This window comes from Actinoplanes teichomyceticus ATCC 31121, from assembly GCF_003711105.1.
In the GTDB taxonomy this organism is placed as follows: Bacteria; Actinomycetota; Actinomycetes; order Mycobacteriales; family Micromonosporaceae; genus Actinoplanes; species Actinoplanes teichomyceticus.
On record NZ_CP023865.1, the window covers coordinates 521,383 to 545,614 of the forward strand.

Annotated in this window: 23 protein-coding genes and 1 riboswitch; of the genes, 6 read left to right on the forward strand and 17 right to left on the reverse strand. The window is 68.7% G+C overall.

Annotated elements, in window-relative coordinates:
• Positions 1-64: 64 nt before the first annotated feature.
• From ACTEI_RS02370 to ACTEI_RS02410, 9 genes are all read right to left on the reverse strand, one after another.
• The gene (locus ACTEI_RS02370) at positions 65-253 is read right to left on the reverse strand and encodes a helix-turn-helix transcriptional regulator (protein ID WP_122976131.1); all 189 of its coding nucleotides are present in this window, start codon (positions 251-253) and stop codon (positions 65-67) included.
• A 2-nt stretch (positions 254-255) separates the two neighbouring features.
• Positions 256-2,019, reverse strand: coding sequence for a replication initiator (locus tag ACTEI_RS02375; protein ID WP_122976132.1), 1,764 nt, complete (start codon positions 2,017-2,019; stop codon positions 256-258).
• Positions 2,016-2,543 (reverse strand): hypothetical protein, encoded by a 528-nt coding sequence (locus ACTEI_RS02380; protein WP_122976133.1) that lies wholly within the window; start codon positions 2,541-2,543, stop codon positions 2,016-2,018. Before ACTEI_RS02380 ends, ACTEI_RS02375 begins: the two co-directional genes overlap by 4 nt.
• Complete coding sequence (locus ACTEI_RS02385) at positions 2,540-3,937, reverse strand: FtsK/SpoIIIE domain-containing protein (protein ID WP_122976134.1); 1,398 nt, start codon at positions 3,935-3,937, stop codon at positions 2,540-2,542. Before ACTEI_RS02385 ends, ACTEI_RS02380 begins: the two co-directional genes overlap by 4 nt.
• Positions 3,938-3,939: 2 nt before the next feature.
• Positions 3,940-4,248 carry a hypothetical protein gene (locus ACTEI_RS02390; protein WP_145830965.1) on the reverse strand — a complete coding sequence of 103 codons (309 nt, stop codon included), beginning with the start codon at positions 4,246-4,248 and terminating at the stop codon, positions 3,940-3,942.
• Between the two features lie 99 nt (positions 4,249-4,347).
• Positions 4,348-4,776 carry a hypothetical protein gene (locus ACTEI_RS02395; RefSeq protein WP_122976136.1) on the reverse strand — a complete coding sequence of 143 codons (429 nt, stop codon included), beginning with the start codon at positions 4,774-4,776 and terminating at the stop codon, positions 4,348-4,350.
• A gap of 100 nt (positions 4,777-4,876) precedes the next feature.
• A complete protein-coding gene (locus ACTEI_RS02400; protein WP_122976137.1) occupies positions 4,877-5,605 on the reverse strand; it encodes a GntR family transcriptional regulator in 729 nt (242 codons plus the stop codon).
• A gap of 91 nt (positions 5,606-5,696) precedes the next feature.
• On the reverse strand, positions 5,697-6,023 hold the full coding sequence (locus ACTEI_RS02405; RefSeq protein WP_239082706.1) for a hypothetical protein: 327 nt from the start codon (positions 6,021-6,023) through the stop codon (positions 5,697-5,699).
• Positions 6,020-6,313: a DivIVA domain-containing protein gene (locus tag ACTEI_RS02410; RefSeq protein ID WP_164465817.1), complete on the reverse strand. Its 294-nt coding sequence runs from the start codon at positions 6,311-6,313 to the stop codon at positions 6,020-6,022. The genes ACTEI_RS02405 and ACTEI_RS02410 overlap by 4 nt, the downstream gene beginning before the upstream one ends.
• Positions 6,314-6,968: 655 nt before the next feature.
• Here ACTEI_RS02410 and ACTEI_RS02415 point away from each other — a divergent pair.
• Together ACTEI_RS02415 and ACTEI_RS02420 are read left to right on the forward strand one after the other, a co-directional pair.
• Positions 6,969-7,868, forward strand: coding sequence for a DUF5919 domain-containing protein (locus ACTEI_RS02415; protein WP_239082705.1), 900 nt, complete (start codon positions 6,969-6,971; stop codon positions 7,866-7,868).
• Positions 7,865-8,650: an inositol monophosphatase family protein gene (locus tag ACTEI_RS02420; protein WP_122976140.1), complete on the forward strand. Its 786-nt coding sequence runs from the start codon at positions 7,865-7,867 to the stop codon at positions 8,648-8,650. The genes ACTEI_RS02415 and ACTEI_RS02420 overlap by 4 nt, the downstream gene beginning before the upstream one ends.
• A gap of 63 nt (positions 8,651-8,713) precedes the next feature.
• Here the strand turns inward: ACTEI_RS02420 and ACTEI_RS36675 are convergent, their stop codons facing one another.
• Positions 8,714-9,742: a hypothetical protein gene (locus ACTEI_RS36675; RefSeq protein WP_145830964.1), complete on the reverse strand. Its 1,029-nt coding sequence runs from the start codon at positions 9,740-9,742 to the stop codon at positions 8,714-8,716.
• Between the two features lie 356 nt (positions 9,743-10,098).
• Between ACTEI_RS36675 and ACTEI_RS36680 the strand changes: the two genes are divergently transcribed.
• Positions 10,099-10,704 (forward strand): hypothetical protein, encoded by a 606-nt coding sequence (locus ACTEI_RS36680; RefSeq protein WP_149100755.1) that lies wholly within the window; start codon positions 10,099-10,101, stop codon positions 10,702-10,704.
• Positions 10,705-11,442: 738 nt separating this feature from the next.
• Positions 11,443-12,300: an IS5 family transposase gene (locus ACTEI_RS02425; protein WP_122976141.1), complete on the forward strand. Its 858-nt coding sequence runs from the start codon at positions 11,443-11,445 to the stop codon at positions 12,298-12,300.
• A 213-nt stretch (positions 12,301-12,513) separates the two neighbouring features.
• Here ACTEI_RS02425 and ACTEI_RS38860 read toward each other — a convergent pair whose 3' ends face one another.
• The 5 genes from ACTEI_RS38860 to ACTEI_RS37675 form a co-directional block, all read right to left on the reverse strand.
• Positions 12,514-13,701 (reverse strand): alpha/beta hydrolase, encoded by a 1,188-nt coding sequence (locus ACTEI_RS38860; protein WP_122976142.1) that lies wholly within the window; start codon positions 13,699-13,701, stop codon positions 12,514-12,516.
• A gap of 177 nt (positions 13,702-13,878) precedes the next feature.
• Positions 13,879-14,340, reverse strand: a complete 462-nt coding sequence (locus ACTEI_RS02435) for a MarR family winged helix-turn-helix transcriptional regulator (protein ID WP_122976143.1) — start codon at positions 14,338-14,340, stop codon at positions 13,879-13,881.
• A gap of 80 nt (positions 14,341-14,420) precedes the next feature.
• Positions 14,421-14,888 carry a cytidine/deoxycytidylate deaminase family protein gene (locus ACTEI_RS02440; protein WP_122976144.1) on the reverse strand — a complete coding sequence of 156 codons (468 nt, stop codon included), beginning with the start codon at positions 14,886-14,888 and terminating at the stop codon, positions 14,421-14,423.
• Positions 14,885-15,541: a GTP cyclohydrolase II gene (locus tag ACTEI_RS02445; RefSeq protein ID WP_122976145.1), complete on the reverse strand. Its 657-nt coding sequence runs from the start codon at positions 15,539-15,541 to the stop codon at positions 14,885-14,887. Before ACTEI_RS02445 ends, ACTEI_RS02440 begins: the two co-directional genes overlap by 4 nt.
• Positions 15,542-15,966: 425 nt before the next feature.
• Positions 15,967-16,542, reverse strand: coding sequence for a hypothetical protein (locus ACTEI_RS37675; protein ID WP_203723580.1), 576 nt, complete (start codon positions 16,540-16,542; stop codon positions 15,967-15,969).
• A gap of 412 nt (positions 16,543-16,954) precedes the next feature.
• Between ACTEI_RS37675 and ACTEI_RS02460 the strand changes: the two genes are divergently transcribed.
• Positions 16,955-21,775: an ExeM/NucH family extracellular endonuclease gene (locus ACTEI_RS02460; RefSeq protein WP_239082268.1), complete on the forward strand. Its 4,821-nt coding sequence runs from the start codon at positions 16,955-16,957 to the stop codon at positions 21,773-21,775.
• A 74-nt stretch (positions 21,776-21,849) separates the two neighbouring features.
• On the opposite strand, the gene ACTEI_RS02465 is transcribed toward ACTEI_RS02460, so the two are convergent.
• Positions 21,850-22,725, reverse strand: a complete 876-nt coding sequence (locus ACTEI_RS02465; RefSeq protein WP_122976147.1) for a LysR family transcriptional regulator — start codon at positions 22,723-22,725, stop codon at positions 21,850-21,852.
• Positions 22,726-22,795: 70 nt separating this feature from the next.
• Between ACTEI_RS02465 and ACTEI_RS02470 the strand changes: the two genes are divergently transcribed.
• Positions 22,796-23,161: a YybH family protein gene (locus tag ACTEI_RS02470; protein ID WP_122976148.1), complete on the forward strand. Its 366-nt coding sequence runs from the start codon at positions 22,796-22,798 to the stop codon at positions 23,159-23,161.
• Between the two features lie 103 nt (positions 23,162-23,264).
• On the opposite strand, the gene ACTEI_RS02475 is transcribed toward ACTEI_RS02470, so the two are convergent.
• On the reverse strand, positions 23,265-23,930 hold the full coding sequence (locus ACTEI_RS02475) for a LysM peptidoglycan-binding domain-containing protein (RefSeq protein WP_122976149.1): 666 nt from the start codon (positions 23,928-23,930) through the stop codon (positions 23,265-23,267).
• 1 nt (position 23,931) lies between these two features.
• A riboswitch (cyclic di-AMP (ydaO/yuaA leader) is annotated at positions 23,932-24,112 on the reverse strand.
• Positions 24,113-24,232 lie beyond the last annotated feature (120 nt).

Genomic DNA, 24,232 nt, shown 5'->3' on the forward strand with positions numbered 1-24,232 from the left:
TACGACTTCTTGCGGTTGGCGAGCTTGTTGACCTGGATGGAGCGGATGCGAACGTCCTGGGACTTCACGCCGCCTCCCGATGCTGCTCAAGCCAGTCGCGGAGATCCCTGCGAACGATCCGGAGTTCGCCGTTGGGCAGGCGGATGCAGGCCGGAGCGATGCCGAGTTCACGCCAGCGGTAGAACGTTCGCCGCGACACGCCCTTCAGGACGTCGAGCACCTCAAGAACCGTCATGAGATCGTCGTCCGCCATCGTCAAAGTTGCCTCCTCACCTGGACGTCATGGGTTGCCGAAACATCTGCGTGTCTTCGCGCGGCGGCGAGTTCGGAGCCGCGTTGAATGCGCTGGCTGATCAACCGCAGGAGCCGGTGCTCAAGGGGTGGTAGGTCGGGGTCGTCGTATCTGGCCATCTCCCAGGCGACCGCCGGCTTCTCCTCTGCTTCCGGGTCGTCGGTGACGCCGAGGACGGCCTTCACCCAGGCATGGGCGTCGGCGCGGTGGTCGGCGAGGGTCTTGCCGGACCAGTCGCGGGAGACCAGGACGCGCCGGCCGCCGATGCCCAAGGTCGTCTTCTGGTGGACGCGGCCCTTGCAGTGGCCCGGCCGCAGCCGGCCGTGTGCCTTCTTGGGCTGAACGCCATAGAGCAGCCAGTTCGCGCACCGCTCGGAGCACGGGGTCACCCGCAGTTCGTGCCAGAGGCGGTCGAGGTGGTCGCGTTGGGGGTCGCTGGTGATCTGGTGGCAGTCGGCGGCAGATTTGGTGACGTACTTGGTGATGTAGCCGATGGTGCGTTCGGCGTCGCGGGTGCCGGGGTCGACACCCTTCGCTTTGACCTGCGGACCGAACCGGACCAGGTGCGCCGGCTCGGCGTCCGGGTCGTCATCGATCGCGTCCAGGGCCTGAGCCCAGGTCGGCAGCGGCACGCTGGTGTCCGGGTCCACCCAGCTCTCCGCCTTGGCATCCCACACCGGAGGCCGGTCGATCGGATACCGCAGCCGGTCGGCGGGTGGCCACCACACCTGGTGGTAGGTGGCCTTGGCGACCAGCTCCAGCATCGTGCGGGGGATGGTGCCGCGGATGGCGAAGTGTGCGTGCGGGGCAAGGCGGCGTTGCGGCTCGACACAGCCTGTGTACTGGACGTTCCAGCCGACCGCGCGGCGCAGGTTTTGCCAGTACCGGTCGAGCAGCCGGGGGAAGTGGGCGGCGTCCCAGGCGGCTCGGCGGTAGTCGTACCGGGCCGGGTCGACCGGTGTGCCGAGTAGCGGGTCATCGGCGGTGTGCCAGCGTCGGCACGAGCAGGGGCGGCCCTGGTGGATGGAGTGGACCGGGCCGTAGCTGTCCAGGGTGAGCGTGAGCCACATCGAGGGTCGGTGCTCGACGCCGTCCGGGCCGACGTAGGTTCGGCCCACGGTGCGGGGGTCGACCTTCTGGCGGGGCAGGTCGGGCACGTCCTGACGCCGCTTGGTCGACCGGACCCGCCGCGGCTGTTCCTCTCCTTCCTCGTCGTTGCGGTTGTGGCCGGGGGCGATGCTGCCGCGCAGGCCTTCTGCGGCGATCTCCTGTTCCACGGCGTCGATCGCGGCGACGATCCGGTCCAACTCCGCCGCCCGGTCGGCCGGCTCCATCGGGGTCAGTTCAAGGGCGGCCCGGTCGAATTCGAGGTGCGCCCGCGCGGTGATCAGCTCCCGCTGTCGCGGGGTGGCCGGCGCCGGGCCGGGGTGCGGTTCGTCGGCGCGGTGCCAGCCTTCGCGGATCTGTACCTGCCGCAGGCGGCGGGCCTTCTTGGCGCAGGGCGGGCACTTGGTTTCCAGGGTGGCGCCGCAGGGTAGGTCGACGAGTTCGGTTTTGCCGGTGGTCAGGTCGGTGCGGCGTAGGGCGATGGGGCGGATGCAGACGCCGTGGTCGATGGCGAGGTCTTTGAGCGCGTCGACGGCGCGGGGTTGAGCGAGGCGGGCGGCCCGGGAGCCCGGCCGAGGCGTCGTTGGCGCGGCCAGGGTGGGCAGGGTTGGTGCGGTCACCGGGTCACCTGCCCGATGACCGGGACTCCGTTCGGGCGCGCGATAGGCCGGACCGGAGCCACCGCGACCGGCGTCTCCACCTGTGCCTGTTCCTTCGCCGCCGGAGCCGCAACCGCAGCCGGAGCCGGGGCGGCGGGTGGCGTGTTGGTGCTCGTGCCGGTGAAGATCAGCTTGACCAGCGCCATGAACGCCAGCGCGGGTACCGCCGAGAGCAGCCATCCGGACGGGCTGGGCTGCGCTACGGCGAGCTGGGCGGACAGGGACAGGGTGCCGGCGGCGATGAGCAGGGCCAGCGGGTAGCCGATCGGCTCACCGGTTCGGCGGCGTCGTTTGATGGTGAGTAGTGCGGCGACGGGGACGAGTTCGGAGATGACGGCGTTGACCCAGCCGAAGGCGTCCGGGGTGCCGGCGGGGGTGTGGCGCATAGTCCAGTCGTGGACGTGGGTGAAGGAGGCCCAGCCGGCCGCCACCGCCACGGTGGTGAGGATGGCGGCCAGGGCGAGGCTTTCGATCCGTTCTTTCACGCGGCGGCTCCATAGGCGTCGGCCATGTCGCGGACGGTGGTGTCGTCGCAGAAGCTCAGCCGCACTCGCATCGGGGTCGGGTCGCCTTCCAGCACGACGTAGCCGACGCCGGGCTGTGTCTGGGGAATCCGGTCGCAGAGCGCTCCGCGGTCGCGCATCCCGTCGCCGAGCACCATGTCGACCTCGGCCGGTTCGGACAGCCGCAGCCCGATCCGCGTCGGGAACAACCCCCGCGCCGGGAGGACTTCCTTGCGGGGGTCCTGGATCGCCGCGACCACGTGCACCCCGACCGCCCGACCCTGCGTGAGCACGATGCCGAGCGCGGCCTTGATGCGGTCCTTGAGCTGCCGTTCGGTCAGGTAGGCGGTCAGGTTCGCCAACTCATCAATGAGCAGGACAATCAGCGGCTCATCCGGTGTCGGCTCGTGCTGACGGGTCCTGCCCGCCAGCCGGGCGGCGCGTTCCTGCGCGGTGGCTGCCGCCTGTTCCAGCATCGCGGCCATCTCGGCGAAGTCCCGGGACGCGAACCGAGCGAACAACGGCCGCCCGATCCCGAGTTCCATCCCGCCCTTGGGGTCCAGCCCCCACAGCTCGACCACACCAGCGCCGACACCGCCGGCCAGCGCTCGGACGATGGACCAGATGACAGATCCCTTGCCGGAGCCAGTCGCCCCCACGATGAGTACCTGGGTCCCGAACAGCCGCAACCGGTACAGGTCGCCGTCTTCGCGGACTCCGATGGGCAAGGCGGTGAAGTCAGGCAGGTACGGGACGGGTAGCGGGTCGATGGTCTGGTGGAGGGTGTCGCCGCGCATCAGGACCAGGACCACGGTCGCGTACGTCGGGCCGGGCATGGCCTTGACCTGCCGGACCCCGAACGTGTGCGCCAGCCGCTCCGACGCACGAGCGAAGTCGTCCGGGATCTGCCCGGTCACCATCCGCACCGTGACCTCATCGCAGCCGGCCCGACACCGCACCCGCTGGATCTGCGGGATGATCGTGCGCTTGTCGTACGAGACCGACAGCTTCGCGGTGACCATCGCGGCCATCCACCGCCGCCGGTACACCAGCCGCCGGACCCGGGCCAGAACCGGCCACCAGCCGAACCGCAACCAGCTGGGGCGATCCGCGAACGCCCAGCCGGTCGCCACGACCGCGAGCCCACCGGCCAGCGCCACCGGAGCTTGCCAGCCGTGCTCCAGGTAGAGCCAGGTCAGGCCGGTGGCCGGGAGGGTGGCGTACCAGTGCCGCACGTAGGTGGTGACCAGCCAGGCCAGGCCCTTGATCGTTTCCCAGACGACGACCAGCCAGATCGGCAGCTTGACGAACGGGGTGCGGACGTTGAGCGGGGCGACCGGGATGGTCTCGCCTCGGATGATGTTGATCAGCGGCACGGCTACTTCACCCCCTTGTTCCGCGGCTGCGGGTCGAGGGTGGCGAGGGCCTGACGGATGTGGTCGAGCCGTTCGGTGTCGCTGACATTCGGGATCAGGTGGGCCCATGCCTCGATCCGGCCGACCAGGGTGGCGTAGCGTCCTGCCAGATCCCAGCCGGCCTCCGTCACGGTCTGCGGCGCCGGGGTCTGGCAGGCCGGGCAGCGCTCGACGCCGTCGGCGAGCGGCTTGAGCAGCGAACAGCCGGTGCAGGTACGCCATACGGTGTTGGCCTGTGCGGTGACGCGGGCAGCGTCGACTACCTTGGGCATCACAGCCCCTTTCCTTTGCAGGTGGGTGGTTGAGCGCCCGGGGCGGGGAGAACTTCTTGGCGGTTGTTGGCCCCGCTCCCGGACGCGACTACATGCAGGTCAGGCAGCCTTCGCACGGCTCGCCTGCGCAGCGGTCATGCCGCCGGCCCGGACCGACCAGGCCAGCCGCGAACGGCACTTACCGCCGACGCCCTTGCACTTCTGCGAGTCCACATACGGCGTCAACGTCACGTCGGTGAACTCCACCATCGGCGGGTAACCCGGCACCGCCGATGCGGGCGGCACCGGCTGCTGCGCCGCGACGACCTTGACCTTGAACTCCTTGGACCCGCCGAACCGGCCCGCCTCCGGGTCCAGGTCGAGGAGCCGGACCAGCCAGACCCGCTCGCCGGTCTCCTTGTCGCGCAACTGGTCATCGACCTGGCCGCGCTTGTCGAAGTCGGTGGCCGGTTCCACGCCGAGGCAGAGCGCACCGTGCGGCGCGACGTAGTCCCACGAAACCGGCACCTTGATCGAGTTGGGTACCACCTAAGCCTCCGTCTGCATCTCCAGTCAACAACTTGACTTGTCGTGTAGAGGCGAGTTTAGCTCGGACCCGCCCATCGTCAAGGGCATCGATGAGAAAAGATCAGCGAAGCGGGAACGAACCCTCGATCTCATGCCGGTTCGCCGGGATCACCGCGTCCACCGCGAACTGCGGCGTCGCGGACCGGTCGAACACCGTGACCAGCAGCGTCAGCACCGCATCCTGCTCAGTGATCTGCAGCAGCTCCGCTTCCTCGGCCGTCGGCAGCCGCGCCGAGATCCGCTCGGTCGCGTGATCGAACGTCAACTTCTTACGCTCGGCCAGATGCCGCAGCACACCATCGGCAAGGGGCGCCTTCCGGCCGATGTCGGTCCCGGCCGACAACTCCACCGGCACATACACCGCACTCAACTCGACCGGACCCACGTCCGCACTGATCAGGCGCCGGCGCAGGATGACCGGGGTGTCCGACTCCAGATCCAGCGCAGCCGCCGCACGGTTCGGCGCCATCACGGCACCCACCCGCAGCAGCGTGACATCGGCATCCTCGCCCTGGTCGAGCAATTCCAACGCCCGATCGGCGGACTGCTGCGCGCTGGGCGAGGGCCGGCCTTTGACGTAGCGGCCCTTGCCCTGCTGCGACTCGATCCACCCGTCCTGCTGCAAGATCCCCAACGCCCGCACCACCGTCGGACGCGACGTGTCGAACTCCGCCATCAACTGCGTCTCACTCGGGATCGCGGCCCCGGGCGCATAGGTCCCGTCCTCGATGCGCTGCTGCACAGCGTTGACGACGACCGCATACTTCGGCGGCGGCACGTTGATGGCCATCCGATACTCCGCCCCATCAAGGAGACAACAACACGACTTGTCAAGACGATAGAGCAAAGCCTGTGATCAGGGAACCGCCCTGCACGGACAGCTATCCGACGCTCCCACCCGGACGCGAGCGGCCCGCGGGATCCACGAAGATCAGGCCGGCTATCTGTACGAAGACCTCGCGGCGCTCGATCGCCTGCCCCCGCGCGTCGACGGTGTACCCGATCAACCACACCCAGCCGACGTACGTCGTACGCGGATCGACCCGGATGATCCGAAACAGCGTGGCACGGTCATCCCCGAACTGCACACTCGCCGCCGCAGTCAGCTTGACCACCTCACCGGCCTTCGGATGCCGTACCGATGCGGTGTCTTGCGTGCGGTGAAGATCGTGATTGATGCGACCTGTCCGCAGAGCTGGTCGGTTCATCGGCTGTGCCATTCGTAGGCGGACGGCGGCGGGGCGCTGTGCTTGCTCTGCCAGTCCCGCAGGGCCGCCTTTATGCGGTGGTTTTCCGAGTACACCGCGGCCAGTTCGTCGTAGAGGGAAGCCATGTCGGCCGAGACCTGCTCAAGGAAGTGCCGGACATCCTCCGCACTCAGACCGCGGTGAAGACCGCTCGACCGCCGGAAGCGGATCGCCCGCACCGCCTCCGGCGTCAGACGCCCACGACCCCGCGCCGGATACGCACGGCCGCCCGACCGCTGCGCGCCGCTCATCGCAACTCCCGCGTCGGGGTCGGGCCGGACATGCGGCATGAGGTCAGGAACCCGCGTACGGCGAGGTGGCGCCCGCAACACGGGCTGAACTCGCTGGGCACGCAGGTGACGCAGAAGCCATCCTGGTCAGGCCGATGATCGCGGAACAGCTGGTAGGCCAGGCTCCACATCAACCGATCCCGGCACTGAGCCGGCGGCCGTACGGGCGGGTCGTTGAGGTCGAAAGGTAGCTCGGACACGATCTTCGCCTCTCGCTGGGCAGACTCGCGGCAGGGCAGCGATTCGCCGAGGGCTACAGGCCGTCATGACGCCGAACATGGTGATCAGGACGTCCGGCTCACTCGCGTGGGTGCGCAGTCCGGGCATTCGCGCCGGACAAGCCGCACCGTCGCCTCATTGACCCGTACCGTCCGACGCCGCGACGCCAACCGCCAGCCGCGTCCTTCGCAGGACCGGCATGCCCCCGAGGAATTCGCCATGTGCTGATCGTGGTCGCCGAGCAACGCCTAACCCATCACTCGCGATAGTCCATCAAGGAGTAACTTCAATCCGGCAACCGGATACCGAGGCGCAAGCCGCTATCCGGACAGCGGATAGTCCGGCACCGACCAGGGGAGAGACACCCGTGAGTACACGCGGAGCGACGAAGTTCTCCGTGCCGGAGCACCTGTGGGAAACCGATGCGATGCTCGACGCCCTGGCAGCCCGCGACATCGCCCAGATGTTCCGCCTGATCCAGCGGGAGACGCGCGTCAGCCAGAGCCATCTGGGCGTAGCGATCGGCCTCAGCCAGGCCCAGGTCAGCGAAATCATCGGGGGAACCCGCAGGGTCAGCAGCATCGACGTCCTGACCCGCATCTCCACCGGCCTGTGCATGCCCGCCGAGGCCCGCGTCGTGCTGCTGCTCGGCGACCGCAGCCACGGCATCGCACCCACCACGACCCCATCCGGCGACGTGATAGCCACCCAGCCGCCGCCGTATGCCCAGGCGCTCGCCGAGGAAGCCATGACCGAGCGGTACTCCGACGTCGAGGCGGTCTACCCCAGCCGGTCGGAGTTCACCTCCAAGATGCCGCCACATGCCCTGTTCGACTGCGCCACCGATATCCGAGCCGCCGGCCTGTCTCTCAACCTGATCTGCCAGCAGTACGCCGACAGCCAACTCGCCCAGCTCGTGGAGAACGGCGCCCGCCTCCGCCTGCTCTTCCTCGACCCCGCCGGCGCCGCGATCCGACAACGCGAGACCGAGGAAGACATGACCGCCGGCCACCTCGGCGCCCTCACCACCCTCAACCTGCAAGGGGTGCTCCGGGTGCGTGACCGGCTCCCCGCCGACATCCGGGACCGCATCGAGGTAGCCACCTACGACCAGACGATCCGTGTCAACATCACCCTGATCAACGACTCGCTCTGCATCGCGCAGCAATACCTACCCCACGCACGAGGCGTCGAGTCCCCAACGATGGTGATCCGGAAGCGGTGGCCGGCCGCAGGGCTGTACCACGTGTTCGAGCGCACCTTCGACGAGCTTTGGAGCGGTGGCCAACCCCGATGACCGACTACGCCGACCTGCTACCGATCGCCCACCAGGCCGTAGACCTCGCTCGCGACATCATGCGCACCATGCAACCCGGCGTACTCACTGCCAAGGGCGACCGCGACATGGCCTCGGAGGTGGACTACGCCATCGAGGCACAGGTTCGTGCCTTTCTGGCGAAGCAGACCCCTGAGATCGGTTTTCTTGGTGAGGAGAACGGCACGAGCGGTGCCACGAATGGTTTGATGTGGGCGCTCGACCCAGTCGATGGGACCGTCAACTTTGTGCACAGATCGCCGCTTTGTGCAATCTCGCTCGGCCTGATCACCCAGGATCGGTCTGTCCTTGGCGTAATCGACCTGCCGTTTCTTGCCGCTCGTTACTCGGCAGCAGAGGGCTGTGGCGCTCACATGAACGGCGAGCCGATCAGTGCCAGTGGCACGGAGCTCCTTGGTGATGCCGTAGTGGCCCTTGGGGACTACGCGGTCGGTATGGGTGCGGAGGAGAAAAACCGAGTTCGGTTTGCGCTGACACAACGACTCGGCGCCGAAGTACAACGCATCCGTATGCATGGCTCAGCCGCGATCGATCTGTCATGGCTTGCGTCCGGGTACGTTGACGCCGTGGTCATGCTGACCAATAAGCCGTGGGATACCGCTGCTGGGGTCAGTATCGCCCGAGAGGCTGGGGCGATGGTTGTGGATCAGGATGGAACACCGCACGCCTTCGGGTCGCAGGCAACAATCGCCGCAAACCCCAGCCTTCTGCCGGCAATTCTTTCCCTCGTTTCTGAGCAGTGACGCATGCCGTTGGGATGATATTGCTGTGAGAGCAGCAGCTCGCATAGGCGAGCGAGGGCAGTCCTACTTTCCACGCGCAAGATCGATGTCGTGCTGTATCTGTTGGTCAACCCTCATGGCCAACTCAGATGCACGTTCCTCGAACGTCACGATGGCCGCTTCCTGGTCAGCGAAAGTGCGAAGAGCCTCAAGTGCGTCGGTCACTCGTCTTAGCTCACCAGCGGCCTTCTGCCAGTCTGTCAGGGTGGCTGGAGTGATGGGATTTCGTCTCGCCCAGAAATCGTCGGGAGGTGTATTTGAATGCCACTCCTCTTCAGTGCACTGGACTAAACGTAGTGCGAACTCGGGGTGTCGGAAGGGGAAATCATGGAAGTCGGCGATTTCCTTGAGATTGCGATCTATTCCTCGCAACCGGCCGAGCATGTGATTTGACAGCGCACCCGAAATGTCAGTGTGATCTGGTATGAAATCGTGCAGGATGCGATCCGCCATCAACTGTCCGTACCTGTTGGACGAATGGGATCGGATCAAGTCGCCATCATCCGGCAGGTCTTCAACGCCCAGTAGCTCGAGGACGCCAGGCGGGGGCGCGTCGATCAGCCACACCACACTCTCTCGGTGTCTGAGTAAGTGTGCAACGAGGTAGAAGTAGATCACCACGGCTGAGTTGATGACGTCGGGCCGCACCTTGTCTTTGTGGTATGCATCGTTCCGATATCGGTGCAGGATTTTTATGCATGTTGCCATCTCAGTGTCAAGTGGCCAGTCATCGTGCTCGAAAACATAGTCCGTTAGAGCGTTGAAATCTCTATCAATCTTCTTCCTGCGAGTCTTGGATACAACTTTGGGCAAATGCTTTTTCAACAAAGCCTGTGAATCAGGGGTTTGGAGCGTAAGTCGTTCGATGCTGCGAACAATGCTGGCGTTCATGTCAGCATGGGAAAGGTACGTTGCGGCACTCAATCGTAGCAACGTTTCAGCGGCGTTATCGACGAGGAGCAGTGCGAGTCGGGCACGGGGGATACTGCCTGCCTTGGCGAGCCTGCGCGCCTCTGACAGTTGTACGCCAAGCCGGTCTAGTTGATCGTCCATCGCGACATCGTGACACGGGGTCTCTGGAAGATTCACTGTCATTTTCCGTCCGGCAGTCCGGATGCGCGTTAGGGTCGCTATTGGCATGTATTGCCGAATTGGTCTCTTCTGAATCAAGGCGCCGCGCGAGCACGGCGCCGCTGGCCGCGCTCGGCCTGCTGGCGGCCTTCGGCCGGCATCGGCCGGCGCGCCAGCGAGAGACGCACGGCGATCAGAACGGCCGAAAGGTGCGGGCGGCGTGCGAGTGGGGAAGAGCTGCCTAGGGTAACGCCAGACGTCACCAAGGGTTGGCCTGCCGGGCGTCGTGGCCCCCTGAACGCTGCACTGACGTGTGCCGGTCCGCCAGCGAGGCTGTCTTGTATCTTGTGCTGATGGCCCTCAAGCGCATCAAGTCCGAGGTAGATCATCGATCGCTTGGGCACGTTCGGTTCTGGACTGAGGACCTGAGCGCGATCGTGGGCCTGATCGAAGAAGCTTCGCCAGGAGAGATCAAGATTACGGTCGATGAGGATCTATCGGCGGCCGGGGTCGAAGATCTCGCCGAATACCCGCGCGAGCGATTGACCTCCTTCGTTGTGACGGCCCCTGGTGTTGAACTTGTCCTTGGTCCCAATGTGGCGGTGTTGAAGCTTGAGCAACCGAATCTGGCTGTCCGAGGCATGGCGACTGAAATCGAAAGGATCGCCGGTTCTGGCAGGCGGCGCGGGGCGCTCTTTGGGAGGACATTGCGAAACGTTGCTGCGTCGATACCTCTTGCGCTCGTTGGGAAACTCCCTATCGCGCAAGCGGGCGATGTTCGGGGAAGCGCGATCCTTTACTCCCGACCGAAGAGGGATGCCCCGCCGTGGTTTGAAAGGAATAAAGATGCGCTGGCTACCAACGTTATTGTGAGTATCGTTTTCTATATACTCGGATTGCTCACGCCAGCCATTGTTAAGCTCATTGGAAATCTATTTCACTAAGCGCCTCCATCGTTGCGCGTTCTTGCTTGAGGCATGAGGTGCTGCCGCGCCGCTTCGCGGCTTGCCACCGAATAGGGTGGGTGCGGTGGTGCTGTGGGTTGCCGAACGCCGGGACGCGCGGTCAGTGCCGGCGGGTTGCGGGGACGGGCGGCGCGCGAGCAGCGCACGGCCAAGATCGAATAGTCCGCAATCAGTCCGCACGAGGTTCGCAAAGGCAGTGGAACGCTGTCAGATCATGACAAGCGTTTCCGTAGCTCAGCAAACGTTTGTGCCAGTAGATCGACTTCACTTTTCGATAATCCCTCGGTCGTTCCAGCGGGCCGGTCGGTGCGTGCCCGCTTCCAGCTGCCTCTGGCGTGCAGAGGAGGTGCAAAGGGCTCGCCTTCTGCCTTGAGGCGGACATGCGTACGCGCAGGTGAGCGCCCTACTGCACCCCTCCACGCTCACTCATTCCTAAACCGCAGGTCGCAGGTTCGATTCCTGCCGGGGGCACTCAAACAATCACCTGAAACACGCCCTGACTGGACGTTTTAATAACGTTGGTGAGTTATCGGAGGGTTGAGAACCCGCGATCATGGCTACGGCTGGCCGATACGCCCGAATCAACCCTTTCGAGATGACTCTGATATGAGGAGATCTGCGGCCTTTGATCCCTCGATCGTGTTTGATTAGTTTTCCGCCCGGAATCGACGGACCTGGTGTCCCCCTCGCCCGCCGATGCCACCGTATCCCCAGGTCATGACCGAACGACGCGCATACCCATCCGACTTGTCCGACGCTCGCTGGGCCCTGATCGAGCCGCGCCTGAGCGCCTGGCGCCAGGCCCGCACCGACGCCCGAACCCAGCTCGGCATCAAGGGCCGCGTCCCCACCCACGACCTGCGCGAGATCTTCAATGCGATCCTCTACGTCAACCGCACCGGCATCGCCTGGCGCTACCTGCCCCACGACTTTCCTCCACATGCGACGGTCTACGGCTACTTCGCCTTATGGAGCAAGGAAGGGATCTTCACCGAACTCAACTACAACCTCACCGGACTCGTCCGCGACCACCACGGCCGCACCGTCGAGCCCACCGCAGCGATCATGGACACCCAAAGCATCAAGACATCCACGAACGTGCCGCTCGAAACCCAGGGCATCGACGCCGGCAAGAAGATCGCCGGCCGCAAACGCGGCATCATCACCGACACCCTCGGCTTACTGCTCGCTGTGCTCGTCACCGCCGCCAACGTCAGCGACAACGTGATCGGCAACGACCTGCTCGACCAGGCCACCGCCACCTACCCCACTCTGGCCAAGACCTGGGTCGATGCCGGTTTCAAGGTCAAAACCGTCGAACACGGCGCCACACTCGGCGTCGACGTCGAGATCGTCACCAAAGACCCACAGGTCAAAGGCTTCAGCGTCACCAAACGGCGCTGGGTCGTCGAGCGCACCCTCGGCTGGCTCATGCACCACCGCCGACTCGCCCGCGACTACGAAACCCTGCCCGGCAACTCCGAATCCATGATCACCCTCGCCATGATCGACAATCTCGCCCGCCGGCTCACGGACGAAAACACCCCAACCTGGCGAGACCCCCAAATCACATAGCACCACAAAATACGTTAATCAGACGTCCTCTGAGCGGGCCGCCAGGACAGGGCGGCGGCCACCGGTAGATCGGTCGGAGCGATCTCGAGATCGAATACCGGACACCCGACCCGCCCCCTGCCACACGCACCACGAGCCGAAGTGGCGCGGCCCGGTCGTACGGCGGAGAGGCAAGAGGCGAAGACCCACTCGGCTACGAGAAGCCCCGCCTGCTCACCTCATCGCGGCCCGTAGGAAAGCCTCGATCGTGCCGTACGTCGGGTGGTCCGCGTCGCGGACCATCCGTTCCCCGGTGTGCCGTACCGTGGCGCGCCGGTGCCGTGGCGAGACGATGTCGCGGCTGTGGCCGGCTCCCGGCACCGTGTAGAGGGTCGCCGGCACGGACGCCTCGGCCAGCGCCTCGAAGAGCAGTTCGCTCTGGTTCAGCGGCACCAGAGCGTCCTGCGTACCGTGGATGATCAGGACCGGCGGCGCGGAGCGGGTCAGCAGCCGGCGCGGATCGGCGGCGGCCACGCGGTCGGGGCAGGTCCGGATCGGGCAGCCGAGCAGGGCCGACTCCGGTGAGCGCGGGTCGGCGTGGCAGGCCGTCGAGCCGAAGGCGCGGTTGAACGCGTCGCACGCGCCGGGCAGCATGTGCGCGTCCATCCGGGTGAAGTCGACCGGGGCGTACAGGTCGACGACGGCGCGCACGCCGGTGCCGGTGAAACCGGCCATCAGGGCGGTCCAGCCGCCGGAGGAGTCGCCGAGGACGGCCATGCGGCGCGGGTCGATGCCGTAGTCCGTGGCGTGGGCGCGCAGCCAGCGGATCGCGGCCCGCACGTCGTCCACCTGGGCGGGGAACTTCGCCTGATGGCTGGAGCGGGTGGAGACCCCGGCGACCACGTGACCGGCCGCGGTGAAGTGCGGGGCCAGGGCCGGGGCGTAACCCTTGCCGTCGTCGGCGAACCAGCCGCTGCCGCCCATCACGATCAGGAGCGGACGCGGCGCGGTGGCCGGTTCGGCCGGCAGGTAGAGATCGAGCAGGTGGCCGCGGGTCCCGGCGGGCTGCGCGGGAGCGTAGGCGAGATCGCGGTGCACGCGAGCCGGGCGGGAGGTGGCGCTGTGCGCGGGGGCGTAGGGCTGGTCGCGGTGGGCGCGGGCCGGGCGGGAGGTGGCGGGGTGCGCGGGGGCGTAGGGCTGGTCGCGGTGCACCCGAGCCGGGCGGGAGGTGGCGGGCTGCGCGGGAGCGTCGGGCAGGGCGCGGGCCGGGCGGGAGGCGGCGGACCGCCCGGGCGGTCGGGGGCGGTCGTGGTGGGCGCCGGGGACGGCGGATGTGGGCGGTCCGGCGGCCACGACCACGGCCAGGGTGACGACCAGGACCGCGGCCAGGGCGGGGAGGCGGGAAAGGGGATGGCTGATCATGGCGGCTCCCCGGCGGGTGGCCACGGTATCGACCCGCGGGTCACCTGTGGTGACCCTCCCACCATCCGCGATGCGGTGATCTCGCGGAATCCCCCGGCCCGGTTACGGCTTGCGTCGTACGACGTGGCAGCGCACCCCGGCGACGGGCCGGTCGGCGCCGACCGGTGGCCCGGGGCGTCAGCCGGTGACGGCCGGGAGGATCTTGCCGGTGATCTCCCGGAGCTGATCGATCTCGCCGGCCGACAGCCGGTCGAAGATCAGCCGCCGGACCTCGGCCACGTGCCCGGGCGCGGCCGCCTCCAGCACCGCCCCGCCCTGCTCGGTGAGCGAGGCGATCTGTCCCCGCTTGTCGAACGAGCAGGCTCTGCGGATCACCCAGCCGCGCTGCTCCAGGCTGGCCACCGCGTGTGAGAGCCGGCTGGTGGTGGTGCCGACCATGCGGGCCAGGTCGGTCATCCGCATGGCACGGCCCGGAGCGTCGCTGAGCATGGCCATGATCTGGTAGTACGCGTGCGGGATGCCGGCCTCGTCGCGCAGCTGCCGGTCGAGCGCGCTGGGCAGCAACATCAGCAGCTGGGTGAGGTTGAGCCAGGCGGCCATCTCCGGGCCGCTGAGCCAGCGCGGCTCGGTGTCGGGCATGGCACTGCCATGCCCCACCGGGCCTCGCCCAACCGGACCGGCGGGCGGCTCGGTGCAGCCGGTCACGGCGAGATCGTCGATCATGTCGTCTGCATCCCCATGACGTGGGCGTTGATGCCCCGTACCGGCTCGCCCAGGTCCGGGATCTCGATCACCTCGACGCCGCAGCCGAGCAGCGTCTCCACGCCGGTGCAGTCGGCGAAGTGCAGCGGCTCGCGCAGTGCCAGCACCACCCGGCGGATGCCCGATGCCAGGATCAGCTCGGTGCACGACGTCGGGCGGGACTTGCGGGTGGTGCACGGCTCCAGCGAGGTGTACATGGTGGCGCCGGACAGGTCGAAGCCGCGCCCGGCCAGCTTGGCGAGCGCCTCCTCCTCGGCGTGGAAGTGCGGGTCGCTCTCGCCGGTGTACCCGGTGGCCATCGGGTTCCCGGCGACCCCGACCACCACCGCGCCGACGGCGTAGTGGGTGGGCGACGGCGGGGAGAGCCGGGAGAGGTCGATGGCGGACCGTGTCCAGAAGCGGTCGGCCTCGGTGATGAGCGTCATGCGGCACCGGTCAGGTCGAGAGTGTGTGCGGTGTGGTCGCGCTTGGCAGCAAGGTACCGCGCGTTCGCCACGGACAGGTGCACTCCGGTACGGATCTGTTCGCTGACCTCGACGCCGAGCTCACCGAGTTGTCCGGCCTTGTCGGGGTTGTTGCTCAGCAGTCGGATCCGGTCGACGCCGAGCGCGTGCAGCATCTGCGCGGCGGGCGTGTAGTCCCGCTCGTCCTCGCCGTGCCCGAGCGCCAGATTCGCCTGGTACGTGTCCAGCCCGGTGTCCTGCAGGGCGTACGCGTCGAGCTTGGCGTACAGGCCGATTCCGCGGCCTTCCTGGCGCAGGTACAGCAGGATCCCGCCGGCCTCGGTGATCCGCTCGGCGGCCTCGCGCAGCTGTGGGCCGCAGTCGCAGCGCTGGCTGCCGAACACGTCTCCGGTCAGGCACTCGCTGTGTGGCCGGACCAGGGGGTTCGTCGCCCGCTCCCAGTCGCCGAGGCCGAGCGCCAGGTGCTCACGAGCGTCGGCGAGACCGGTGAAGGTGAACACCTCGGCGGTGGTGCGGTAGCCGTCCGGGAACTCCAGCGGCACCGTGACCCGGGTGCGAACTCGTGCCGCCGGAGGCCTCACCCGCGCCGCTGCCTGGCCGATCGTCACCGTCATCGCAACCCCCATGCACGGTTGTTGAAGTTTCACCAACACTATTCGCCGGTTGACCTTGGAACTTCAACAACGCTGGGAGTGGCTTACATCACCACCAGATCACTCCACCCACACCGGCACCACCCCAGTCTGCCCCGCGGCAGGCGGTCGATGCTGCCCGCCAACATCCGGCGGCCCCGCCGGCGCTGCCGACATCGGCACCAATATCGGCGGCTCGGCGGCTCCGCGGCTCGGCGGCTCAGCGGCTCCGCGGTGGAGGGTCGAACCCACCCGCGCCGATCCGACCGGCGGGGCGCGACCGGCGCGCATCGCGCCGGTCCCGCCCCGCCGGTCGCCACGCGCACCGCGGGCGCCGCTGCCGGTACCGCCCGGCCAGGCGCTGCCGGTGCCGCCCGGCCAGGCGCTACCGGTACCGCCCGGCCAGGTCAGCGGCCGGAGTGGTGACCACCGTCAGGCCGCGGACCGCCCGGCCCGGGGCGGTCCGGGCGGTCCGGGCGGTCCGGCCCGGGACGGTCCGGGCGGTTCTGTCCGGGGCGGTCGCCCGGGCGGCCGGGACCGGGACGATCCGGGTTGTTCTGCCCGGGCCGGTCGCTGGGGCGGCCGGGCCGGTCGCGGTCCGGACTACCCGGGCCCGGCCACTGTGGCCGGTCGGTCCAGTTGCTCGGCCACTGTCCCGGACGCCACTGGCCGTCCCAGCGGTCGTTCCAGTCCTCCTGGTGCACCACGAGGGCCCAGGCCCCGCGGCGGAAGCCCCAGCGGACCCGGTCGCAGTGGAAGTCGTCCCAGGCGCGGGACCGCTCGCCGACGAGGCCGGCCCGCTCGCACGACCGGATGGTGCGGTAGTACCCGACGACCTCGTCGTCGTCCCAGTGGTCGTGCCGGAGTTGCGCCGGAGCGCCGGCCGGCCCGCCGGGCGCGGCCTGGGCGGGGCCGGCCAGCAGCCCGGTGCCGGTCAGCACGCTCAGGCCGGTCAGCGTCAGCAGGCGCGTTGCCTTCTTCATTGCCATCCCCTCTCGTCGCCTCCCCAAATCCCACCAACCTCTCATAACGGACTTATTACCCCTAAGGCGTCAGCCCATGCGGCAGGTCCGCGAGACCCGCGGCGGCCGGGCGGCCGTGATCAGGTCGATGGGCTCCGCGGCGGTGCGCGGAGGCCGTGGCGGAGGCGTTGCGACGGTCGCGTTTCGTCACGCGCTGTATAGACAGCCGACAGGTGACCGTCCGTAGTGGACGCTCCAAGCCCCGCCGATGGCCGTTCCCGGTGGTCGTTAAGGGGTGATTCGGCCGTGTCCTTCGGTCGGCACACCCCTTTCTGTTACCTGATCGAGAAAGGAACGTCATCGTACGTACCTACGCTCCGGCCCACTCACTTCCATCGGAGGACCAATCTCGATGCGTCCATACATACGCAGCGTGAACCCCGGTGCGCGGACGACCAGGACCACTCGGAGCCCTCAGGCTCTGCGTGCCCTCGGCGCCGCGGCACTGGCCACCGCGCTGGGTCTCGGCTTCTCCGGACCGGCGTTCGCGGCCGAAGCGCAGATCCCGTTCATCAGCGAGATCCATTACGACAACGTCGGCGCCGACAGCGGCGAGGCGATCGAGATCCAGGCCCCGGCCGGTCTCGACCTCACCGGCTGGAAGGTCGTCCTCTACAACTACACCGGTGGCGCCACCTACGACACCCGCACGCTGAACGGCACGGTGCCCGCGGCCGGCGTGGTGGTCGAGACGTTCGCCACGGACGGCCTGCAGAACGGCCCGCAGGACGGCGTGGCCCTGGTCAAGCCGGACGGCACGGTCGTCGAGTTCCTCAGCTACGAGGGCACGCTGACCGCGGTCAACGGTCCGGCCGCCGGCCGCACCAGCACCGACATCGGCGTCTCGGAGACCAACAGCACCCCGGCCGGCACCTCGCTGCAGAAGATCGACGGTGTCTGGACGGCCTCGGCCCCCAGCTCGTTCGGCGCGGTGAACAAGGTGGTGACCGACCAGCCGGGCAACCCGGGGGCGGGCTGCACCACCACGCCCACCCGGACGATCGCCGAGGTGCAGGGCCCGGGCGCGGCGTCCCCGCTGGCCGGCAGCAAGGTGACCGTCGAGGGCGTGGTCACCGCCGTGCACACCACCGGCGGCTTCAACGGCTTCTACATCCAGACCGCGGGCAGCGGCGGCAACCGTACGGTGGCCGAAGGCGTCCCGTCGGACGCGATCTTCGTCTTCGGCAGCGCGGCGAACCTGCCCACCGTCAGCATCGGCGACCAGGTCCGGGTGACCGGCACGGTGACCGAGTTCAACGGGCTGACCGAGCTGAGCCTCGGCGCCAGGGCCGACACCGAGGTCTGCGCCACCGGCGTGACCGTGCCGGCCGCGGTGCCGCTGAGCCTGCCGGCCGGCGACGCGGTGCGCGAGTCCGTCGAGGGCATGCTGGTCGCCCCGGCCGGCCGGTACACCGTGTCGGACGTCTACTCCCTCAACAACTACGGCCAGCTGGTCCTCAACGCCGGCGACTCGGTGGCCAAGGTGCCGACCGACGTGGCGCGGCCGGGCAGCCCCGAGGCCGTCGCGCGCAAGAGCGCCAACCGGGCCGGGCGCATCCTGCTCGACGACGGGCGGACCGCCAATCTGTCGACGTCGAACACCACCCCGCCGTACGTCAGCAAGGACGAGCCGGTCCGGGCCGGTGACACGGTCGCGTCGTTCGGGCCGCTGGTGCTCGACTACGCGTACGGTGACTGGCTGCTCGAGCCGACCACGCCGGTCACCGCGGACACCCCGGCCGCGAACCGCACCACCTTCACCGCCGCCAACCCGCGTACCGCGCAGCCGGCGGACGTGGGCGGCGACATCAGGGTGGCCAGCTTCAACGTGCTGAACTACTTCGTCCACTTCGGCGGCGAGGCGCGCGGCGCGACCGACGCGGCGGCGCTGGCCAAGCAGCAGGCGAAGATCGTCTCGGCGATCACCTCGCTGGACGCCGACGTGGTCGCCCTGATGGAGATCGAGAACTCGGTCCGGTTCGAGGCGAACGATCCGCAGCTGGCGCTCAAGACCCTGGTCGGCGCGCTGAACGACAAGGACGGCGCGGGCACCTGGGACTACGTCCGCACCCCGGCCGGGCTGCCCGGCCCGGCCGAGCAGGACTACATCACCACCGCGATCATCTTCAAGCCGGGCAAGGTCACGCCGAAGGGCGGCGCCCGCTCGCTGAACGACGAGACGGTGTGGTCGAACGCGCGTGAGCCGATCGCGCAGACCTTCACCGCCGGCAGCATCGACTTCACCGTGGTGGCCAACCACCTCAAGTCCAAGGGCGCCTCGGTCACGCCGACCGGGGACAACGTGGACACCGGGGACGGGCAGGGCTCGTACAACGGCGACCGGGTGCGCCAGGCGAAGTCGCTGGTGGACTTCGTCAAGGGCGTCGAGGCGCAGAGCGGCACCGACAAGGTGATCCTGCTGGGTGACTTCAACGCGTACACCCAGGAGGACCCGATGCAGGTCCTCTACGACGCCGGCTACACCGACGTGCACACCACGAAGGCGCCGGGCAAGTCGTCGTACGTCTTCGGGGGTGAGTCCGGCTCGCTGGACCACGCGCTGACCACGCCGTCGCTGACCGAGCGGGTCACCGGCGTCGACATCTGGAACATCAACTCGGTCGAGTCGTACGCCTACCAGTACAACGGGTACGCGCCGTTCTACAGCGCCACCCCGTACCGGGCCAGCGACCACGACCCGGTGGTGATCGGCCTGGACACCGGCGCGAAGGCTCCGGTGAACCTGCAGCTGCTGAACATCAACGACTTCCACGGCCGGCTGGAGGCCCCGGCCACCGACGCGCAGAAGAACCCGATCGGCGGCGCCGCCCAGCTCGTCGGCATGGTCGACAAGCTGCGCGCGGAGAACCCGAACACGATCTGGAGCTCGGCCGGTGACAACATCGGCGCCTCCACGTTCGTCTCGGCGATCGACAACGACAACCCGACGCTGGCCGCGCTGAACGCCGGTGGCCTGGCGGTGTCCGCGGTCGGCAACCACGAGTTCGACAAGGGCTTCGCCGACCTGACCGGCCGGGTCGACGAGAAGGCCGACTTCCCGTACCTGGGCGCCAACGTCTACGCCGACGGCAAGCGCGCGCTGCCGGCGTACGAGGTGGAGACCGTCGGCGGGGTCAAGGTCGGCTACATCGGTGTCGTCACCGAGCAGACCGCCTCGCTGGTCAGCCCGGACGGCATCAAGGGCGTGGAGTTCCACGACCCGGTGGCCGAGGCGAACAAGGTGGCCGCCGAGCTGTCCGACGGCGACGCGTCCAACGGCGAGGCCGACGTGCTGGTCCTGCTCGCCCACGAGGGCGCCGCGACGGAGAACATCGCCAGCGCCGAGGCTCTGCGCAAGGACCCGGTCTTCGGGCCGTTCACCGAGGTCAGCGCCGACATCGACGTGATCTTCAGCGGGCACACCCACCAGCCGTACGCGTTCGAGCTCCCGGTCCCGGGCACCGACCGCACCCGGCCGGTGATCCAGGCCGAGGACTACGGCGTCAAGCTGGGCCGCGCCAACCTCACCTACGACCCGGCCACCAAGTCGGTGACCGACGCCAGCGCCGAGCTGCTCGAGGTCAAGGGCTACCCGGAGAACACCGCCGTCGCCGGCATCGTGACCACCGCCAAGGCGACCGCGACCGAGCTGGGCAAGCGCGAGCTCGGCAAGATCACCGCGGAGATCAAGCGGGCGTACGGCAACGGCGCGGAGGACCGGGGCGCCGAGTCGGTGATGGGCAACTTCATCGCCGACGTGCAGCTCGACCAGACCAGTGACGCCGGTCGCGGTGGGGCGCAGATCGCGTTCATGAACCCGGGCGGTCTGCGGGCCGACCTGGCGTACGGCGCCGACGGCACGGTCACCTACTCGCAGGCGTTCGCGGTGCAGCCGTTCGCCAACGACGTGGTCACCAAGACCCTCACCGGCGCCCAGATCAAGCAGGCGCTGGAGCAGCAGTGGCAGCCGGCCGGCGCGTCCCGCCCGGTGCTGCACCTGGGCTCGTCCCGGGGCTTCACCTACTCGTACGACGCCGCGCAGCCGCAGGGCTCGCGGATCATCGCATCGTCGATGAAGCTGAACGGGGTCACCATCGACCCGGCCGCGTCGTACCGGGTGACGATGAACTCGTTCCTGGCCTCGGGGGGCGACAACTTCGCCGCCCTGGGCGCGAACAACAGCAGCAGGACCACCACCGGCGACAACGACCTGACGATGCTGGTGAACTACTTCGCCAAGTACAAGACGGTCACCGCGGACCCGGTGTTCCGCAGCACCGCGGCCGTCGCCGACAGCACCGCCCCGGAGGGCGCCTACCGGCTGAACGCCACGGCGATCTGGCCGGGCCAGGCGGTCACGCTGACCCGGACCAGCCTGTCCGACGACGTCACCACCGACGCCAAGGACATCAAGCAGGTCGTCAACTGGGGCGACGGCAGCCCGGCCGTGGAGCTGGCGGCCGGCGCTACGACGGCGACCCACACGTTCACCAAGGCCGGCCGCGCCGCGATCACCGTGACGATCACCGACCGGGCGGGCAACGCGAGGACCGTCGCCGCCGGCACTGTCACGGTCTCGGCGCAGACCGGCCGGTACACCCTGGACCGCAGCGCGATCTGGGCGACCCAGTCGGTGACCCTGCGGGTCAGCAGCGTGAACGGCACCTCCGTCAAGATCGCCTGGGGGGACGGCGCCACCGGCTCCGCCTCGGCGAACATCGCGGTCTCGCACACCTACGCCAAGGCCGGCCGATACCCGGTCAAGGTGACTCCGGTGAACGCGGCCGGGGTGGGCACCACGGTGACGGCCGGCACGGTCAACGTGGTCAAGGACGTCCACGCGCCCAAGGTGTCCCTGACGGTGCCGCGCCACCCGACCAAGGCGTCGTCCTGGTCGACGCTGTCCGGCTCGGTGAGCGACACCGGCCTGGGCGTGCGGAGCGTGCGGGTCAAGCTGATCGAGCAGCGGTCCGGCAAGTGGTACTACTACAGCCACGGCAAGTGGACGAAGGCGCCGTCCAAGTCCTCGGCGCTGAGCCGGGCGGAGCAGGTGACCGCCAAGGTGGCCGGTGGCCGCTGGAGCCTGAAGGTCTCCGGGGTCAAGAAGGGCGCCCTGCGGATCGGTTACCTGGCGACGGACCGGGCGGGCAACAACTCCGCCGTCAAGGTCCACACCCAGAAGATCACCAAGTAGCAGTCGGGCAGTAGCCCCCGGGAGCCCCCGCCGTGCCACGGCGGGGGCTCCCGTCGTACCGGAGCGCGACGTCGTCAGCCGAAGGCTGAGTGGCAGTGTTCCAGGAAGGCGGCCAGCGCCGGGCTGGTCCGCTCCGGCCAGACCAGCGCGAGCGTCGCCGGGACCGGGATCCCGGTGATCGGGACGGCGACCAGGTCGGGATGGCCGGCCGCCATCGAGGCGCTCAGCACGGCGACCCCCAGGCCGCGCCGGGCGAGCCCGGCGACGGTGTCCGGCGACGTCGCGACCAGCGCGACCTCCGGTCGCAGCCCGGTCGTCGCGGCGACCGCGCGGTCGAGCACGTCCCGGATGCCGGTGCCGACCGGCAGGCAGATGACGGGGTACGACCGGAGCCCGGTGACCGTGACGCTCCCACGCTCCGCCGGCTCGCTGCCCGGCACGGCCATCGCCACCAGCGGCTCGCTGACGATGACCCGCGACGCGAGGTGCTCCGGCGGCTCACCGGCCAGCCCGGCCAGGGCGATGTCGAGGCTCCCGGTGCGCACCCCGGCGATCAGCCGGTCCGAGTTCGCCTCGGTCAGCTCCAGCTCGATGCCGGGGTGATCGCGGTGGAAGGCGGCGAGCGCGTCGAACAGCGGCGCGACCTCGCAGCCGGTCACCATCCCGATCGTCAGCCGCCCCCGGACCAGGCCCTTGACCTCGTCGATCGCGTCCCGCAGGTCGAGGGTCGAGTCGAGCGCGGCCCGGGCGTGGCGCAGCGCGGCGGAGCCCGCCTCGGTCAGCCGCGCGATCCGGCCACCCCGGGTGAAGAGCTCCGCGCCGAGCTCGTGCTCCAACGCCTTGATCTGCGCGCTCACCCCGGACTGGGTGATGTGCACCCGTTCCGCGGCGCGCGTGAAGCTGCCGGTCTCGGCGACCGCGACGAAGTATTCGAGTTGCCGCAGATCCATGAGCGGCGATTGTAGTTCGCATAAAAACTATGCGTTGGACTTGTGCGGTGCGGCACGCGATGGTGGAGTCATGAGCGAGCGCGAGAAGGCCTACCGCCCCGAAGACCTGACCAGACTCTTCGTCGAGCGCGCCAACGCGAAGGACGCCGAGGGCCTCGCGGCGCTGTATGAGGAGGATGCCGTGATGGCGTTCCCACCCGGCCGGCAGACCGTCGGCCGCGCCGCGATCCAGAGCCTCTGGGCGCGGTTGCTGCCGAGCATGCCCCGGTTCGAGCCGGAGCCACCGCTGCCCACGCTGATCAGCGGTGATCTGGCGCTCACCTCGACCCCGCCGAAGGACGGCGCCGGAGCGCGGGCGCAGGTGGTCCGCCGCCAGCCCGACGGGACCTGGCTGCGGGTGCTCGACCAGCCGGAGTTCCTTCGGCCGGCGAGCTGATGCCGAGCACGGTGTCGCGCTCGCCGGGTTCGCAGGCGCTGGTCAGCCGGGTCGTTTCCCGGGGTCCCGCGTGCGGACCCCGGGAAGCCGCTGTGCCGCTGTCCTACAGGGCCAGGCGCTGACCCACCCGGAGATGGTTCGGGTTGCTCAGGCGGCTGGCGTTGGCGCGGTACAGAGCCCGCCACCCACCCTTGATGTGATAGCGGGCGGCGATGCCGGAGAGCGTGTCGCCGCGCTTAACGACGTAGGTGCGTGTCCCCTTCAGCGGGGTGGTGTAGGAGGCGAGGCGGTAAGGGCTCACCGAGCTGGTCCTGCGTGCCTTGGTGAGACCGCGCCGGCCGCAGGTGGGCCAGGCGCCGATCCCCTGGCTGCGCAGCACCCGTTCGGCGATGCGGATCTGCTCCTGCTTGGAGGCGAGGTTGGCGGTGGATCCGTACTTGCCGCCGCCGTGCGCACGCCAGGTGCTGCGGCTGAACTGCAGACCGCCGTAATAGCCGTTCCCGGTGTTGATCCGCCAGTTCCCGCCGGACTCGCACTTGGCGACGGCATCCCAGTTCACGTTCGGGGCGGCGGCGGCCGGTGCGGCCTCCACCGCCAGCAGCCCGACGGCGCCGGCCAGACCGGCGACCGTGAGACCGACGGCGCGCTGCAGCCGGTGCCGCGCCGGCTGGGGCTGCGTGGGTCGCGCCTGCGCGCTCCGGAAAAGGGCGCGCGGGGACCGGGCTCGCCGGGACAGGACACGACGAACCCGCTTGTTCAGGTGAAGCATGAAGTTTTCCCTCCACGCCTGCGAGGTGAGCTGTCGGGTTCGGGCCGAGGAGCCCGGCCGCACCAGGTGCGGCTTCACCCCGAGGCGCGCCCGGTGGGCGCGCCGAGGAACGTGTGGGTCCCCCGCTCCATGCCTGTGTGTTGTTGACCGTGACCAGCAGGCAGGACTCGGCGTTCCGGCCACGGTGCCCGCGATTGCGGACTGCTGACGGTAGCCACCACTGCGCGGAACTGACCAGGTCCGGAAGCGGGGCCGGTGACGTTGTTCTCACAAATTAGCCGCTTTGATCTTCCTTTGTGTGA

Coding starts and splice junctions, on each gene's coding strand:
- ACTEI_RS02475 (WP_122976149.1), bottom strand. CDS start 23,930: ATGCTTCACCTGAACAAGCGGGTTCGTCGTGTCCTGTCCCGGCGAGCC.
- ACTEI_RS02400 (WP_122976137.1), bottom strand. CDS start 5,605: ATGGCCATCAACGTGCCGCCGCCGAAGTATGCGGTCGTCGTCAACGCT.
- ACTEI_RS02410 (WP_164465817.1), bottom strand. CDS start 6,313: ATGAGCGGCGCGCAGCGGTCGGGCGGCCGTGCGTATCCGGCGCGGGGT.
- ACTEI_RS38860 (WP_122976142.1), bottom strand. CDS start 13,701: ATGATCAGCCATCCCCTTTCCCGCCTCCCCGCCCTGGCCGCGGTCCTG.
- ACTEI_RS02440 (WP_122976144.1), bottom strand. CDS start 14,888: ATGACGCTCATCACCGAGGCCGACCGCTTCTGGACACGGTCCGCCATC.
- ACTEI_RS02425 (WP_122976141.1), top strand. CDS start 11,443: ATGACCGAACGACGCGCATACCCATCCGACTTGTCCGACGCTCGCTGG.
- ACTEI_RS02390 (WP_145830965.1), bottom strand. CDS start 4,248: ATGCCCAAGGTAGTCGACGCTGCCCGCGTCACCGCACAGGCCAACACC.
- ACTEI_RS02420 (WP_122976140.1), top strand. CDS start 7,865: ATGACCGACTACGCCGACCTGCTACCGATCGCCCACCAGGCCGTAGAC.
- ACTEI_RS02470 (WP_122976148.1), top strand. CDS start 22,796: ATGAGCGAGCGCGAGAAGGCCTACCGCCCCGAAGACCTGACCAGACTC.
- ACTEI_RS02370 (WP_122976131.1), bottom strand. CDS start 253: ATGGCGGACGACGATCTCATGACGGTTCTTGAGGTGCTCGACGTCCTG.
- ACTEI_RS37675 (WP_203723580.1), bottom strand. CDS start 16,542: ATGAAGAAGGCAACGCGCCTGCTGACGCTGACCGGCCTGAGCGTGCTG.
- ACTEI_RS02445 (WP_122976145.1), bottom strand. CDS start 15,541: ATGACGGTGACGATCGGCCAGGCAGCGGCGCGGGTGAGGCCTCCGGCG.
- ACTEI_RS02405 (WP_239082706.1), bottom strand. CDS start 6,023: ATGAACCGACCAGCTCTGCGGACAGGTCGCATCAATCACGATCTTCAC.
- ACTEI_RS02465 (WP_122976147.1), bottom strand. CDS start 22,725: ATGGATCTGCGGCAACTCGAATACTTCGTCGCGGTCGCCGAGACCGGC.
- ACTEI_RS02435 (WP_122976143.1), bottom strand. CDS start 14,340: ATGCCCGACACCGAGCCGCGCTGGCTCAGCGGCCCGGAGATGGCCGCC.
- ACTEI_RS36675 (WP_145830964.1), bottom strand. CDS start 9,742: ATGGACGATCAACTAGACCGGCTTGGCGTACAACTGTCAGAGGCGCGC.